The following is a 14,583-nucleotide window of genomic DNA, read 5'->3' as shown; positions in this document are numbered from 1 at the left end:
TCAGGAGGTGCGGGTCGCCGTCCCGGTGAGGTGCACCCGCCCGCTCCCGCTCCGCAGTGCGAAGGCGTTCCGGGCCGGGTCGGCCGCGTACGTCACGGTGGCGGGCAGCAGCACCGGGGTCCGGAAGTCGGCTCGTACGGTACGGAGTTCGCCGGGCCGATCGCCGGCCTCGGCCAGGCAGCGGGCCACCGTCCACATGCCGTGCGCGATGGCCCGGGGGAACCCGAACAGGCGGGCGGTCAGCGGGTGGAGGTGGATGGGATTGCGGTCGCCGGAGACGGCTCCGTACCGGCGCCCGAGATCGCCGGGCAGCCGCCACTCGGCGACGGCGGGGAGCGTGGGTTCCTGGGCCCTGTCCTCGCCGCTCCCGGTCGCCGCCGCCCCCGTCGCGTGCCGGGAGAGATAGCCGCTGCGCGACTCCCACACCAGCTCCCCGTCCGTGTGCGCCGCGGTCACCATCGTGACCTCGGTGCCGCGCCGGTGCGGCGTCAACGTCTGGGCGTACACCGTCAGTCGGAGAGGTTCGCCGGGCGGTACCGGCCGGTGGGCGCTGATCTCGATCCAGGTGTGGACGAGCCCGACCACGGGGAGCGGGAAGTCCCGCCCGGTCATCAGCCGCATGGCGAGCGGAAAGGCCAGGACATGGGGGTAGGTGAGCGGCAGCGGTCCGGAAGCAGGGAAGCCGCAGATCCTGCGGTACGCGGCGAGGGGGCCGGGGGCGGCGGGGGCCGCCGGGAGGGTGAGGCGGTCGGCGGGCAGAGTGGCGCCCGGCCGGCCGGGGTGCTTGAACGGTGAGGTGACGGCCCCGCGGACGAGGGAGGCGCTGAGGGAGGTCATCGGCGCTCACGCCCCCAGCAGGCTCTGGCCGCAGACGCGCAGCACCTGGCCGTTGACGGCGGTGGAGTCGGGCTGGGCGAACCAGGCGACGGCTTCGGCGACGTCGACCGGAAGGCCGCCCTGGGAAAGGGAGTTCATGCGGCGGCCCGCCTCGCGGATGAGGAGCGGCACGGCCGCCGTCATCCGCGTCTCGATGAAGCCGGGTGCGACGGCGTTGACCGTCACGCCGTGATCGGCGGCGGCGCGCGGCCCGAGCGAGCGGACGAGGCCGATGATCCCGGCCTTGCTCGCCGCGTAGTTGGTCTGGCCGGTGTTGCCGGCGATACCCGCGATGGACGCGGTGGCGACGATCCGGCCGCCGCGCGTGAGGGCACCCGCCTTGAGCAGCGCGTCCGTGGTGCGGAGCACGCTGTCCAGGTTGACCTCGATCACCGGGGCCCAGCGGTCGGGCGGCATGTTGGCGAGGCGGCGGTCGCGGGTGATGCCCGCGTTGTGGACGAGGACGCCGAGCCCGTCCGGCGCCGCTGCGGTGATGCGGTCGGCGGCGTCGGGGGCGGTGATGTCCAGCGGGAGGGCGGTGGCGCCGAGCCGGTCGGCGGTGCGTTCCAGCTCTTCCCTGGCTCCCGGCACGTCCAGCGCGATGACCCGGGCCCCGTCACGGGCCAGCACCGAGGCGACGGCCGCGCCGATGCCCCGGGCCGCGCCGGTGACCAGGGCGGTGCGGCCGGTGAGCGGGGCGGCCGGGTCGGGGACGGGGCCGGGGGCGGCGGTGGTCAGCTCGATGACCTGGCCGCTGACGTAGGCGGAGCGCGGGGAGAGCAGGAAGCGGAGGGTGGACCCGGCGGCTTGAGCGGTCGCCCCGGCCGGAATCCGTACGAGCTGCACGGTGGAGCCGCGCCCGGTCTCCTTGCCCAGCGAGCGGACGAACCCTTCCAACGCCTGTTGGGCGGCGGCCTGGTGGTGGTCGTGGGGGGACGGCACCGTACCGAGCACGACGATCCGCCCGCCGGGGGTGAGGGAGCGCACGGCGGGGTGCATTGCGGCGTGCACCAGGCCGAGCCCGGCGGCGGTGGTGACCCCGGTGGCGTCGAGGACGATCGCGGCGGGCCGGTCGGTGCGGTCGGTGACGGTGAGCCCGGGAGCCCTCAGGGCCTCCGCCACCCCTGTGACCGCCGACGTCCCCGCCGTCAGGTGCAGCAGTGACCCGTCCAGGTGCGGGGTCTCCAGCGACCAGCGGCGCAGCGGGGCGGGGAGGGGCAGGCCGAGCCGGCGGGTGAGGAAGCGGCCGGGTGCTGTGCCGGTGAGGTGCAGATAGCGATCGGCCATTGTCCTGACTCCCTGCTCGGTCGTAGATTTACTCCGGAGTAAGGTTACTGAAGAGTCAGGAGCTGGTCGAGATGAACCGTCCCGGACCCACCGAGCCGAGGTGGTCACCATGACGCAGGCGGAGCCCCGGCCGGTCCCCCTCGCCCTGCCCCGGCCGCGCCGCGTGGCGGTCATCGGCGGCAGCCGTACCCCCTTCGCCCGCTCGGACGGCCCGTACGCGACCGCCTCCAACCAGGACCTGCTGACGGCCGCGCTCGGCGGGCTGGTGGAGCGGTACGGCCTGGCGGGGCAGCGGGTGGGAGAGTTCGTGGCGGGCGCGGTCCTCAAGCACAGCCGCGACTTCAACCTGGCCCGCGAGACCGTCCTCGGCTCCGCGCTGGACCCGCGCACACCGGCGTACGACGTCCAGCAGGCCTGCGGTACGGGCCTCCAGGCCGTGATCGCCGCCGCCGACAAGGTCGCCCTGGGCGCCGTCGACTCGGCCATCGCGGGCGGCTCCGACACCACGAGCGACGCCCCGCTCGGCGTCAACGACGATCTGCGCCGCATCCTGCTCGCCGCCCGCCGGGCGAAGACGACGGGCGCCCGTCTCAAGGCCCTGGCCGCCGTACGCCCCCAGCATCTGGTCCCGGACATCCCGCGCAACGCCGAGCCGCGCACGGGCCTCTCGATGGGCGAACACGCCGCCCGCACCGCCCGCCGCTGGTCGGTGACCCGCGAGGACCAGGACCGCCTGGCGGCCACGAGCCACCAGCGTCTGGCGGCGGCGTACGAGCGCGGCTTCCTGGACGACCTGGTCGTCCCGTACCAGGGCCTGACCCGCGACCAGAATCTCCGCCCCGGCTCCACACCCGACCAACTGGCCACGCTGAAACCGGTGTTCGGCACCGACCACCCCGAGACCGCGACGATGACGGCGGGCAACTCCACCCCCCTGACGGACGGTGCGGCGACGGTCCTGCTGGCGAGCGAGGAGTGGGCGTACGAGCGCGGCCTGGAGCCCCTGGCCTACCTCACCCTGCACGAGACGGCGGCGGTGGACTACGTGGACGGCGACGACGGCCTCCTGATGGCCCCGGCGTACGCGGTGCCGCGCCTGCTGGAGCGGGCCGGTCTCGGCGTCGAGGACTTCGACCTGTACGAGATCCACGAGGCGTTCGCCTCCCAGGTGCTGGCCACCCTCGCGGCCTGGGAGAAGCAGGGCCTGTCCCCGCTGGACCGGACCCGCCTGAACGTGGCCGGCTCCTCGCTGGCCACCGGCCACCCCTTCGCTGCCACGGGCGCGCGGATCGTCGCGACGCTGGCCAAGCTGCTGGCGGAACGGCAGGCCCCGGGACGGGGACTGATCTCCATCTGCGCGGCGGGCGGCCAAGGGGTGACGGCGATCCTGGAACGCCCCTGACCCCACCGCCGGCTGCGAGACCCCTGCCGGACGGACGACCCGGCGACGAGACCCGCCCGACCCCCCGCTACTGAGGAGCCGCACGTGTCAACGTCTTCATCCGCCCCCACCCCCACCGCACCGGCTCTGGTGGAGCCGACGAAGCAGAGAGGCCCGGACGGCCGGGTCAGGGAGGTCTCCGTACCGGCGTTCGCACCTCCGGTCCTGCGGGGCTCGCTGGCGGAGATCCCGTTCGACAACGCCCGCGAGGCGCCGTCCGAGCCGGTGCTCAGCCGCAAGGACGCCGAGGGCGCCTGGCACGACGTGAGCGCCGCCGACTTCGCCGCCGAGGTGCTGGCGGTGGCCAAGGGCCTGATGGCGGAGGGGCTGCGGGCGGGGGACCGGGTCGCCATCATGGCCCGTACGACGTACGAGTGGACGTTGCTGGACTTCGCGGCCTGGGCGGCGGGCCTGGTGACCGTCCCCGTCTACCCCACCTCCTCCGCCTTCCAGGCCCGCTGGATCCTCCAGGACTCGGGCGCGGTGGCCTGCGCGGTGGAGACGAAGGAGCAGGGCCGCCTGATCAGCCAGGAGCGCAAGCAACTGGGCGACCTGGCGCACCTGTGGCAGTTCGACACGGGGGCGATCGGCCATCTCAAGTCGCTCGGCAAGGACCTCCCGGACGCGGCGGTGGCGGCCCGCCGCGCCACGCTGGAACCGGACAGCCCGGCCTCCCTGATCTACACCTCCGGCACGACGGGCCGCCCCAAGGGCTGCGTCCTCACCCACGGCAACTTCTTCGCCGAGGTGGACAACGCGATCGAACTGCTGCACCCGGTCTTCAAGTCGGTCTCCAAGGACCCCGCGTCCACCCTCCTCTTCCTCCCCCTCTCGCATGTGTTCGGCCGGATGGTGGCGATCGGCTGCATGCGGGCGAGGGTGCGCCTGGGCCACGCGCCGTCGATCCGGACGGAGGATCTCCTGGCGGACCTGGCGGGCTTCCGTCCGACGTTCCTCCTCGCCATCCCGTACGTCCTGGAGAAGGTCTACAACACGGGCCGGGCGACGGCGGAGAAGATGGGCCGGGCGTCCTCGTTCGACCGCGCGGCCCGCACGGCCCAGCGCTACGGCGCCGCCGTCGAGGCCGCCGAACACGGTACGGGCCCGGGACCGGGCCTCGGCCTGCGCGCGGCCCGCGCCCTGTACGACCCGCTGGTCTACCGCCGTATCCGGGCGGCGCTGGGCGGCAAGGTCCGGTACGTGATCTGCGGCGGCTCCCCGCTGGGCCGCCGGCTCGCGGCGTTCTACGAGGGGGCGGGCATCGGCATCTTCGAGGGCTACGGCCTCACCGAGACGACGGCGGCCCACACGGTGACCCCGCCCCTCAAACCCCGCCTGGGCACGGTGGGCTGGCCGCTCCCCGGCACGTCGGTACGCATCGCTGACGACGGTGAGGTGCTGCTGCGGGGCGGCCAGGTGTTCCGGGGCTACTGGGACACCGGACGCGCGGAACCGGTCCCGTACCTCCTGGACGCCGACTGGTTCCCGACGGGCGACCTGGGCGCGCTGGACGAGGACGGCTACCTGACGATCACGGGCCGCAAGAAGGACATCATCATCACGTCGGGCGGTAAGAACGTGACCCCCGCCCCTTTGGAGGACTGGCTCCGCGCGCACCCCCTGGTCAGCCAGTGCATGGTGGTCGGCGACAACCGCTCGTACATCACGGCCCTGATCACCCTGGAGCCGGACGGCCTCCAGCACTGGCGCCGGATGGTGGGGAAGCAGGACGTGCCGCTGCGGGAGCTGGTCCAGGACGAGGAGCTGCGCACGTCGTTGCAGAAGGCGGTGGACGAGGCGAACCGCCTGGTCTCGCGCGCGGAGTCGATCCGGAAGTTCGTGGTGCTGCCGGTGGACTTCACCGAGGAGCGGGGGCACCTGACGCCGTCGCTGAAGCTGAGACGGGACGCGATCGCCCGGGACTTCGCGGAGGAGATCGAGGGGCTGTACCGCAGGTGAGGGCGCGGGGGGTGACAGCCGTGAGCTGCCCCTGATGTCCCCTATCGCGGATCTTCGCCGTCTTTGTCACCATGGGAGAGGCGCCGACAGGCGGGGGCGACGCGGCACATTCCCCACGCAGGGCCGATCTATGGAGGAGCTTTGAGCGACTTCGAGAGTTCGAGCCGTCCGGACAACGGAATGACGGCGGCAGCGGCGCAGACCGCACGGGACAAGGCGAGTGAAGGCACGGATCTGGTGGCCGACAAGGCCGGCGACGTGGCCGGCACCGCCAGGGAACAGGCGGCCGGGGTGGCCGACGAGGCCACGGCACGGGCCCAGGACGTCATGGGTGAGCTGCGCAGTCAGCTGGAGGAGCAGGCGCGCTCGCAGACCCAGCGTCTGGCGGAGAACGTACGACGGCTGGCCGACGACCTGCACGACATGAGCCACAACGCCGACGGCGACTCCTCCGCCGTCGGCGCGGTGAGACAGCTGGCGGACCGCGGGCACCAGGCCGCGTCCCGGCTGGAGGACCGGGGGCCGGGCGGGCTCCTCAGCGATCTGCAGGACTTCGCACGCCGTCGCCCCGGGGCGTTCCTGGCGGGCGCGGCACTCGCGGGCTTCGCCACCGCCCGGCTCGCCAAGAGCGCCAAGTCCGCGGACGGCGGCACGGGGCGGCCCGCGAGCGCGTCGGACGGGAGGGGTACGGACAGTACGGACCGGGAGGCGTCACAGGACCCGGACGCCCCTGCGGCGCCGCGCCTCACCCCGTCCTACGGGGGAGCGATCGCCCCGGGGCCGGTCCCGGTGAGCGGGCCCCGTCCGGACACGCAACAGCCGTAGAGGGAGCCGAACCGTGGTCACACCATTTTCGGAACACGTCATCGCCCATGCGGACGCCCGGTCCATCGGCTCCACCCGCGCACCGTCGGCGGACCCTTCCATCGGAGAGCTGGTCGGCGAGATCAGCCAGGACATCACGCAACTGGTACGCGACGAGGTCGAACTGGCCAAGGCCGAGATCAAGGAGAGCGCCACCAGGGCGGGCAAGGCGGCGGGCATGCTCGCCGGCTCCGGATACGCCGGCCACCTGGTGCTGATCATGGGCAGTCTGGCCGGAATCTTCGGTCTCGCGCACGTGGTCGACCTGGCCTGGGCCGCGCTGATCGTGACCGGGTTCTGGGCGATCGTGGCGGCCGTTCTCCTCGTGGTCGGCCGCAAGCGCCTCCGGGCGGTCAGCGTCAAACCGGAACGCACTGTGGAAACGCTGAAGGAGGACGCGCAATGGGCACGCAACCCGACCAGCTGAAGTCCGACGTGGAGGACACCCGGGCCCACCTCGCCCGCAACGTGGACCGTCTCGCGGACAAGGTCACCCCGGGAAAGGCCGCCCGGCGCAAGGCGGACGCCACGCAGCAGCGGCTCAGCCGTATGAAGGAGCGTGTGATGGGCGCGGCGAGCGACACCAAGGACGCCACCACCTCAGGTACGCAAGGCCTCACGGACACCGCGGGACAGGCGGGCGAGGCGGTCAGAAGCACCGCCGACCAGGTGGGCCGGTCCGTACGCCAGGCCCCCGACCAGCTCACGCGGCAGACGCAGGGCAGCCCCGTCGCGGCGGGCATCATCGCCTTCGGCGCCGGCATGCTCGTCGCCGCGTTGCTCCCCACCACAGCCGCCGAGGAACGCGTCGGCGCACAGCTCCGCGACCACTCCGACGAGCTTCTCGAACCCGCGAAGCAGACCGCTCAGGAGGTCGCGCAGGACATCAAGGAGGAGATGCGCGGGCCCGCCACGGAGGCCGTGGACGCGGTGAGGAGCACGGCGCAGGACGCGGCTCGGACCACGCAGCAGAAGGCCAAGGACGCGGGGCAGGAGACGGGGACGCGACTGCGCGAGGTCGGCCAGGACGCCGCCCGGGAGGCGGGTGGCCGATAGGGCCGCAGGCGAGCGTCGTCCTCCCGTTCGGCTCACGCCGGGCCGGTGAAGGCCGTCCCGCGCCCGCGCCGGACCTGAGGCGCCCACGACGCGCCGACGCGCGGAAGCTCCCGGTCGGCGCGTCGGCGTTCGGCGCGTGGGCCTTCGGTGCGTCGGCCTTCGGCGCGTCGACGGAAAATGGGTACCGCCCCGCCCGGCGTCGGCGCAGACTCGCCCCATGGCAGACAGGGCTGACATGGGCGCGTTCCGCGAGGCCGTCACCGCATGGGCGGCGGGCGGTCCCGGCGACTTCGCCCACGAGCTGGCCGGACAGCTCCCCGTACGGACCGCCGTCCTCCTCGAAGGCCCGAGCGACGCGGCGGCCGTCGACGCGCTGGCGGAACGCCGCGGCCGGGACCTGGCCGCCGAAGGAGTCTGCGTCCTGCCCATGGGCGGCGCGATGAGCGTAGGCCGGTTCGCCGGCCTCCTCGGGCCCTCCGGGCTCGGCCTCCGCCTCACGGGCCTGTGCGACGAGAGGGAGCGCGGCTTCTACGAGCGGGGCTGGGAGCGGGCCGGTGCGGCGGCAGAGCAGGACTTCTTCGTCTGCGCGGCCGACCTGGAGGAGGAGCTCATCCGCGCCCTCGGCGTGCCACGGGTGGGGGAACTCGTCGAGACGCAGGGCGAGGTGCGGGCGCTCCAGATCTTCCTGCGCCAGCCCGCCCAGCAAGGCCGTTCACCGCAGCAGCAGTTGCGGCGCTTCCTCGGCACGAAGAAGGGCCGCAAGATCCATTACGGCCGCGTCCTGGTCGAAGCCCTGGACGCCGACCGCGTGCCCGCCCCGCTCGACGAGCTGTTCGCCTGTCTCTGAACCCCGGGCACCCAGGTCGCCCTGGACCAGAGGGCTCCGCGACCGGGTTCGCCTCCGCCCTGATCGTCCCTGATCGTCTTCGGCGAACTCCGTCGCGCCGAGGACGATCAGAACGACCGGCTCACCTCCCGGTGACCGGAACGGGAGGCCCTGTCACATCGACACCGCTGGGGCCAGGTCGGCCAAGAGCGCTGCGAAGAGGTGTGGGCGGCTGAAGTACCCGACGTGTGACGCGGCCAGCGTGCGGACGTCGAACGGGTTCTCCGGGGTCAGTTCGTCGGCCTTGCGGACCATGTAGTCCTGGACGGCCGGGGGGATGCTCAGGTCTTCGGTGAGGCGTACGAAGGTATGCGGGACCTTGCCCCACCGCGCGGCCCGGGCCACCGCGCCTTCCTCCATCACCGCGTAGTTCTCGTCCGGGTCCATGGAGTCGAGCAGCAACCGGAACTGGTGGTCGGTGGAGTCGGCCATGACCGCGGCCTTGAGCTGCGCGAACAGCCCGGAGTCGGCGTGCGCGGCACGCCAGTTGAGCCGTATCACTCCCTGGTTCCCGGTGTCCGCCACGGTGATGCGTGCCGCAGCGGCGTCCAGCACGTTGTCGTCGAGGACGTCCCACTCCTCGGTGAGCATCGCCGCATCGCTGAGGCAGACCGCGGAGAGGTAGACGACGCGGTCGAGGAGTTCGGGTACGGCGTTGGCGACGGCGGTGACGGTCAGGCCGCCGAAGCTGTTGCCCGCCAGGACCAGGGGCCCGAACGGGGCGAGCCGGTGCAGGACGTCCACCACGTGACGCACGTTGTCCCGCAACGTGATGCCGCGCATCGGGGAGGGAGCGGTGACCAGTGCCGCAAGGTCCTGCGGCTGTTGGTAGTAGGCGGCCGGGTGGTCGGCGCGGTCGCCGTGCCCGGGCAGGTCGACGGCGTACGAGCGGTGACCGAGCAGGGCCAGCTCGTTCTGCAGCGGCCCCCAGGCACGGGCGTTGCTGGACCCGCCGGGAACGCATACGAAGGTGGGGTGTGCGGTGGTGCGCATGAAGGAATCCTCGTCATCCTGAGGCGAACGGTGAACAGTGCGCGGATGACCAGGTGCCGACGGGACGCTCGGGTCAGCACCGAGTCCGGGACACCGAACGGATGCGCAGGGATTGCCAGTTGTGCAGGGTCGAGTACATGATCGGAACCATAGGCCCCGCCCGGTGCACCCGCCACCGAATTGCCCCGCACCCCCGGCGCGCACACCTTCGCCCCGGCGGAGTGGCAGACCTTCGTCACCGCCGTACGGGACGGGTCGTTCTGACCGTGTGGCCCCGCGCTATCGATTGCACTTGTACCAGTCCCATACGTGTGTCGGGTCCCCACCCCTGCGCAGGCTCGTCCGGCCCTGTGGTGCCGCCTCCCAGGGCGGGGGAGCGCCCTGGGCGGTGTCGGGGGAGGACAGGAGCAGAGTGGCGGTGAGGACGCCGGCCAGCGCGAGCGCGCCGAGGCCGGATGAGCGGCGGAACAGTCTCACGGGCTCACTCCCTTGCAGGCCTCGGGTGGGGTTACGCCCAGTCGGGGTCGGGTGAGCGGCGGAGGCAGTGGGGGTGGTCCGTCCGCCTACGCCCCCGCCCGTTCCCCCACCGGCCGCCTGCGCAGCGGGACTTCGGTCAGCGAAGGCGGCGTCCACACGCCGTCCGGTGGGTAGACGTCCGTCCCCGGGGCCACGATCGCGTCGACGCGGTCCAGGGTCTCGTCGTCCAGCGTCAGCGAGGCGCCCTTCAGCAGGCCCTCCAGCTGGTCCATCGTGCGGGGGCCGATGATCACCGACGTGACGGCGGGATGGGTGAGGGGGAAGGCGACGGCCAGCTCGGGCAGGGTGGTGCCGATGCTGTCGGCGACGGCCACGAGCTGCTCCACGACCTCCAGTTTGGCGGCGGTCAGCGGGGCCGCCGGGTCGAAGCGGTGGGGATGCAGGGCCGCGCGGCCGGTGGACAGGTCGATGGCTTCGCCCTTGCGGTACTTGCCGGTCAGGAAGCCGGAGGCCAGCGGGCTCCAGGTGAGGACGCCCATGCCGTACCGGCGGCAGACCGGGAGGACCGACTTCTCGATGCCCCGGGCCAGGATCGAGTACGGCGGCTGCTCGGTCCGGAACCTTCCGAGGTTGCGGCGCTCGGCCACGACCTGCGACTCGACGATCTCCTCGGCCGGGAACGCCGAACAGCCGAACGCGCGGATCTTGCCCTGCCGTACGAGATCGGTCAGTGCGGAGAGGGTCTCCTCGATGTCCGTCGTGTGGTCGGGGCGGTGGACCTGGTAGAGGTCGATCCAGTCGGTGCCGAGGCGGCGCAGGCTCTCCTGGACCTCCTGGACGATCCAACGCCGCGAATTGCCGCCCCGGTTGGGCCCTTCGCCCATCGGGAAGTGGAACTTGGTGGCGAGGACGACCTCGTCCCGACGGCCCTTGAGCGCTTTGCCGACGATGACTTCGGACTCGCCGGAGGAGTACATGTCCGCCGTGTCGACGAAGTTGATGCCCGCGTCGAGGGCGGCGTGGATGACCCGTACGGACGCGTCGTGATCGGGGTTGCCGACCGAGCCGAACATCATGGTGCCCAGGCAGTGGGCACTCACCTTGATGCCGGTGCCGCCGAGAGTGCGATAGCGCATGACCGTTTCCCCTGTTCCGATCCCCCGGCCTGTCCGGCCGGGGCTTCGTCGGCACTCTAGGAGTTGGAGTGCGGTCGAGGGCAAGGGCAAGGGCAGGGGAGGGCCGTACGGTGAAAGGTAAGGGAGGGCCGTACGGCGAAGGGGTGAGGGAGGCCTACGGCGAAGGGCCCCGCCGCGGTACGCGGTGGAGCCCCTTTCCGCCGGTCCCTTGCGCCTCAGGCGTCGGTGTCCGTCCTGCGCCGGCGCGCGACGAACATCGCGCCGGCGCCGATCACCACGGCCGCACCGCCCACCAGGGCGATCTGCGCGGTGGCGTCGGACGAGCCGGTCGCGGCGAGGGTGCCGCTCGTGGTGTTCAGCGGGACGCTCGAACCCGACTGCGGGGTGACCCCGGAGCCGGCCGGGGCGCTCGTGCTGGGCGTGGGGGACGGCTTGCGGGCCGCGGCCTTGATGTCGAACTCGTTCACGGCGGCGTCGGGCGTCATGCCGCAGGAGCCGTCCTTGTTGAAGTAGTCCCCCGCGATGAAGGTGAGGCCCTGCCCGGCCGGGGTCTTGGCGTCGACGTCCAGGCGCAGCTTGATGTCCGCCTGGTCGCCGTCCTTCAGCGCGCCGATGGCGTTGATGTACAGGTTGCCGTCGACGGTCTTCCACTTCGGCGAGGAGGCGGTCGACCACTTCAGCTTCAGGTACTTGGCGATGTCCTTGAGGCCGCTCTTGGCGGTCCCGTGGACACTCGCGTACGTGAGGACCTTGTCCATGTCCTCCCCGGTGCCGTTGGACACCCGGACCGAGAAGGTGGTCTTGGAGCCGGCGGTGACCGAGGAGGGGAAGCCGGTCACGACGGTGGTGAGGCCGGGCGCGTCCTCGCAGTCCCCGTCGCCCTCGTCCTCCTCTTCCCTGGCGCGCTCCAGGGCCGCGTCGGCGGCCGTCTTGGCGGCGAGCGCCTCCTTCACCGCGTCCTGTGCCTTGCGGTGGACCCGGTCCGCCTCGACCCGTGCGGCTTCGGCGAGGTCGTCCGCGGCCTTGGCGGCGGCGTCGGCGGTGGTCTTGGCCGTGGCGGCCGTCGCGGCGGCCGTCTTGGCGTCGGTCAGGGTCTGCTCCGCGGTGGTCCGCTCCTCCTCGGTGGCGTCCTCGGTCAGGGCGTCGAGCGCGGTCTGCGCGTCCGTGACCGCCTGGTCGGCGGTCGCCTTCGCGGTGGCCGCGTCCTCCGCGGCCTTCCGGGCGGCCTTGGCGGCCACCGTGAGGGGCGCGGTGTCGGAGAGCGCGGCTTCCAGTGCCTGGTACGCGGTGGTCTCGGCCGCGAGGGCGTCGTCGTACGCCTTCTGTGCCTCGGCCGCCGCCTTCTCGAGCTCCTCGACGGACGGCTTGGACGACTGCGTCTGCGCGGCGGGCTTGGTGTCGGCGAACGCGGGGGTGACGGAAAGCATGACGGCAGGCGTCGTCACGGCGACGGCGACGGCCGTGGCGAGAATGCGGCGATTCTTCACAGGAACCCTTTGGTCCGGGACAGCGAATGAGGGCGGCCGGTCGGGCGGCATGCACGACGTCAGCGGTGTACGGCGGTGCGGCGGCGTCGTGTATCACGCGGGTGACCGGTGGCGATGGTATGGCGGAACGTCCAATCCGGGGTGGGTGTTTCCGGGCGGTGCCGGGCGGACCAGGCGTGACGCGGACTGACAGAAGGAGCGAAAAGGGGGCAGTTGCTCTCCGCCGCTGTGCTTTTCCTGTGATCAACGCCATGGGCCGCCCCTGTCGTCCCGGCCGCCCGCACCCCTTGCCTGATGGGCCGTCAGGTATGACGATGGCGGCCGTCACCGGTGGCGAACGGCCCCCGGGGCCGAAGGGGAAGGAGGCCGTCGTGCCGGCACCGCCACCGTCGCCCGCCGGGCCGCTGACGTACGGGATGCAGCTCCCGGTCCAGTCGCAGAGCGCGCTGTACGCCGAACCCTGGGAGGCGTCGGCGACCCCCGCCGACCTCGTCCGCGTCGCCGGGGCCGCCGACCGCGCCGGCTTCGCCTACATCGCGGGCTGCGACCACATCGCCATCCCGCGCCGGCTCGCGGAGGGGATGAGCACGGTCTGGTACGACCCCGTCGCCACGCTCTCGTTCCTCGCCGGGGTCACCGAGCGCGTGCTCCTGATGAGCCATGTCGCCGTCGTCGGGCTGCGCCACCCGCTCGTCACGGCCAAGCAGTACGCCACCCTCGACCACCTCAGCGGCGGTCGGCTGATCCTCGGCGCCGGGCACGTACGGGAGGAGTTCGAGGCGGTCGGGGCGGACTTCGACGGGCGCGGGGGCGTGCTGGACGAGACGATCGACGCGCTGCGGGCGGCGCTCGGGCCCGAGGAGTACCCGGAGTTCGCGGGGAGCGGTTCTCCTTCGCCGGGCTCGGGCAGCTGCCGCGCCCCGCCCAGGAGCGGGTCCCGGTCTGGGTGGGCGGCTCCTCGCCCGCCGCCGTGCGCCGGGCCGCCGTACGGGGGACGGCTGGCTCCCGCAGGGCGATCCCCGGGACCGGCTGCCCGCGCAGATCGCCCGGCTGCACGCTCTGCGGGAGGGGGCGGGGGTCGAGGAGCCGATCGTGATCGGTGCGATCACCGAGCCGCTGTACGTCGGTGAGCCCGGGTGGTCCGTGGGGCGGCGGACCCTCGCGGGGAAGCCGGAGGAGCTGGCGGCGTCGCTGCGGGAGTACGCGGCGATCGGCGTGCACCAGATCCAGGTGCGGTTCCGGAGCCGGAGCGTGGACGAACTGACCGATCAGATGGCGGCGTTCGGCGCGGACGTGGCCCCTCATCTCGACAGGTAGGGGAGTAGTGGCATGGGAAAGCTGGACGGGCGGGTCGTCCTTGTCACCGGGGCGGCACGCGGGCAGGGTGAGCAGGAGGCGCGGCTCTTCGCGGCGGAGGGGGCGCGGGTCGTCATCGCCGATGTGCTGGTGGAGCAAGGAGAGGCGCTGGCGGCGGAGTTGGGGGAGGAGGCCGCCCGGTTCGTGCGGCTGGACGTGGGGCGGGAGGAGGAGTGGGCCGCCGTCGTCGCCACGGCCAGGGATGCCTTCGGGAGGATCGACGGGCTCGTCAACAACGCGGGCATCCTCCGCTTCAACGAGCTGGTCGACACCCCGCTGGCGGAGTTCCAGCAGGTGGTGCAGGTCAACCTCACCGGCGCCTTCCTCGGGATCCGCGCCGTCGCGCCGGAGATCGGGGCGGCGGGCGGCGGGACGATCGTCAACACGTCCTCGTACACCGGTCTGACGGGCATGGCGCTGGTGGGCGCGTACGCCGCGACCAAGCACGCCGTCCTCGGGCTCACGAAGGTCGCCGCCGTGGAGCTGGCGGGCAAGGGGGTCCGGGTCAACGCGACCTGTCCGGGCGCGATCGACACGGCGATGAGCAACCCAGCCCTGCTCGACCCGGACGCCGACCTGAGCCGGTCGGACGCCGCGCTGGACGCGTACTACCGCAAGCTGGTGCCGATGGGGCGGATCGGGCGGCCCGAGGAGGTGGCGGCGCTGGCTCTCTTCCTGACCTGCCAGGACTCCTCGTACATCACCGGGCAGCCGTTCGTCATCGACGGGGGGTGGCTGGCCGGGGTGAACCTGTTCTGAACGGGC

Annotated in this window: 13 protein-coding genes and 1 pseudogene; 8 read left to right on the top strand and 6 right to left on the bottom strand. The window is 72.7% G+C overall.

Annotation, left to right across the window (positions count from 1 at the left end):
• Together ACIQAK_RS24470 and ACIQAK_RS24465 are read right to left on the bottom strand one after the other, a co-directional pair.
• Complete coding sequence (locus ACIQAK_RS24470) at window positions 1–837, bottom strand: MaoC/PaaZ C-terminal domain-containing protein (RefSeq protein ID WP_366391253.1); 837 nt, start codon at window positions 835–837, stop codon at window positions 1–3.
• Between the two features lie 6 nt (window positions 838–843).
• Entirely contained in the window at window positions 844–2,163 is a 1,320-nt protein-coding gene (locus ACIQAK_RS24465; RefSeq protein WP_366391252.1) for a 3-oxoacyl-ACP reductase, read from the bottom strand.
• 109 nt (window positions 2,164–2,272) lie between these two features.
• Here ACIQAK_RS24465 and ACIQAK_RS24460 point away from each other — a divergent pair, with 109 nt between their 5' ends.
• From ACIQAK_RS24460 to ACIQAK_RS24435, 6 genes are all read left to right on the top strand, one after another.
• Window positions 2,273–3,565 carry an acetyl-CoA C-acetyltransferase gene (locus tag ACIQAK_RS24460; protein ID WP_366391251.1) on the top strand — a complete coding sequence of 431 codons (1,293 nt, stop codon included), beginning with the start codon at window positions 2,273–2,275 and terminating at the stop codon, window positions 3,563–3,565.
• Window positions 3,566–3,649: 84 nt separating this feature from the next.
• Window positions 3,650–5,563: an AMP-dependent synthetase/ligase gene (locus ACIQAK_RS24455; protein WP_366391250.1), complete on the top strand. Its 1,914-nt coding sequence runs from the start codon at window positions 3,650–3,652 to the stop codon at window positions 5,561–5,563.
• A 141-nt stretch (window positions 5,564–5,704) separates the two neighbouring features.
• Complete coding sequence (locus tag ACIQAK_RS24450; RefSeq protein WP_366391249.1) at window positions 5,705–6,388, top strand: hypothetical protein; 684 nt, start codon at window positions 5,705–5,707, stop codon at window positions 6,386–6,388.
• 13 nt (window positions 6,389–6,401) lie between these two features.
• On the top strand, window positions 6,402–6,854 hold the full coding sequence (locus ACIQAK_RS24445; RefSeq protein WP_366391248.1) for a phage holin family protein: 453 nt from the start codon (window positions 6,402–6,404) through the stop codon (window positions 6,852–6,854).
• Window positions 6,830–7,483: a DUF3618 domain-containing protein gene (locus tag ACIQAK_RS24440; protein WP_366391247.1), complete on the top strand. Its 654-nt coding sequence runs from the start codon at window positions 6,830–6,832 to the stop codon at window positions 7,481–7,483. Before ACIQAK_RS24445 ends, ACIQAK_RS24440 begins: the two co-directional genes overlap by 25 nt.
• A 217-nt stretch (window positions 7,484–7,700) precedes the next feature.
• Window positions 7,701–8,330: a TOPRIM nucleotidyl transferase/hydrolase domain-containing protein gene (locus ACIQAK_RS24435; RefSeq protein WP_366391246.1), complete on the top strand. Its 630-nt coding sequence runs from the start codon at window positions 7,701–7,703 to the stop codon at window positions 8,328–8,330.
• A 153-nt stretch (window positions 8,331–8,483) separates the two neighbouring features.
• On the opposite strand, the gene ACIQAK_RS24430 is transcribed toward ACIQAK_RS24435, so the two are convergent.
• From ACIQAK_RS24430 to ACIQAK_RS24415, 4 genes are all read right to left on the bottom strand, one after another.
• Window positions 8,484–9,362 carry an alpha/beta hydrolase gene (locus ACIQAK_RS24430; protein WP_366391245.1) on the bottom strand — a complete coding sequence of 293 codons (879 nt, stop codon included), beginning with the start codon at window positions 9,360–9,362 and terminating at the stop codon, window positions 8,484–8,486.
• A gap of 279 nt (window positions 9,363–9,641) precedes the next feature.
• Window positions 9,642–9,839, bottom strand: a complete 198-nt coding sequence (locus ACIQAK_RS24425) for a hypothetical protein (RefSeq protein WP_366391244.1) — start codon at window positions 9,837–9,839, stop codon at window positions 9,642–9,644.
• A gap of 86 nt (window positions 9,840–9,925) precedes the next feature.
• Complete coding sequence (locus ACIQAK_RS24420) at window positions 9,926–10,975, bottom strand: aldo/keto reductase (RefSeq protein ID WP_366391243.1); 1,050 nt, start codon at window positions 10,973–10,975, stop codon at window positions 9,926–9,928.
• Window positions 10,976–11,190: 215 nt separating this feature from the next.
• Window positions 11,191–12,462 (bottom strand): LPXTG cell wall anchor domain-containing protein, encoded by a 1,272-nt coding sequence (locus tag ACIQAK_RS24415; protein WP_366391242.1) that lies wholly within the window; start codon window positions 12,460–12,462, stop codon window positions 11,191–11,193.
• A gap of 416 nt (window positions 12,463–12,878) precedes the next feature.
• Here ACIQAK_RS24415 and ACIQAK_RS24410 point away from each other — a divergent pair.
• A pseudogene (locus ACIQAK_RS24410) lies at window positions 12,879–13,779 on the top strand (TIGR03619 family F420-dependent LLM class oxidoreductase).
• Window positions 13,780–13,791: 12 nt separating this feature from the next.
• The gene (locus ACIQAK_RS24405; protein ID WP_366391241.1) at window positions 13,792–14,577 is read left to right on the top strand and encodes a glucose 1-dehydrogenase; all 786 of its coding nucleotides are present in this window, start codon (window positions 13,792–13,794) and stop codon (window positions 14,575–14,577) included.
• The last annotated feature ends 6 nt before the right edge of the window (window positions 14,578–14,583 follow it).

The organism is Streptomyces sp. NPDC088706 (assembly GCF_044752765.1).
GTDB lineage: Bacteria > Actinomycetota > Actinomycetes > Streptomycetales > Streptomycetaceae > Streptomyces.
This window is presented reverse-complemented; position numbering and strand designations above follow the sequence as displayed.

What these genes read in the sequence shown, in the direction of transcription:
- ACIQAK_RS24405 (WP_366391241.1), top strand. Translation starts at nt 13,792, where the DNA reads ATGGGAAAGCTGGACGGGCGGGTCGTCCTTGTCACCGGGGCGGCACGC.
- ACIQAK_RS24465 (WP_366391252.1), bottom strand. Translation starts at nt 2,163, where the DNA reads ATGGCCGATCGCTATCTGCACCTCACCGGCACAGCACCCGGCCGCTTC.
- ACIQAK_RS24470 (WP_366391253.1), bottom strand. Translation starts at nt 837, where the DNA reads ATGACCTCCCTCAGCGCCTCCCTCGTCCGCGGGGCCGTCACCTCACCG.
- ACIQAK_RS24435 (WP_366391246.1), top strand. Translation starts at nt 7,701, where the DNA reads ATGGCAGACAGGGCTGACATGGGCGCGTTCCGCGAGGCCGTCACCGCA.
- ACIQAK_RS24430 (WP_366391245.1), bottom strand. Translation starts at nt 9,362, where the DNA reads ATGCGCACCACCGCACACCCCACCTTCGTATGCGTTCCCGGCGGGTCC.
- ACIQAK_RS24420 (WP_366391243.1), bottom strand. Translation starts at nt 10,975, where the DNA reads ATGCGCTATCGCACTCTCGGCGGCACCGGCATCAAGGTGAGTGCCCAC.
- ACIQAK_RS24460 (WP_366391251.1), top strand. Translation starts at nt 2,273, where the DNA reads ATGACGCAGGCGGAGCCCCGGCCGGTCCCCCTCGCCCTGCCCCGGCCG.
- ACIQAK_RS24440 (WP_366391247.1), top strand. Translation starts at nt 6,830, where the DNA reads ATGGGCACGCAACCCGACCAGCTGAAGTCCGACGTGGAGGACACCCGG.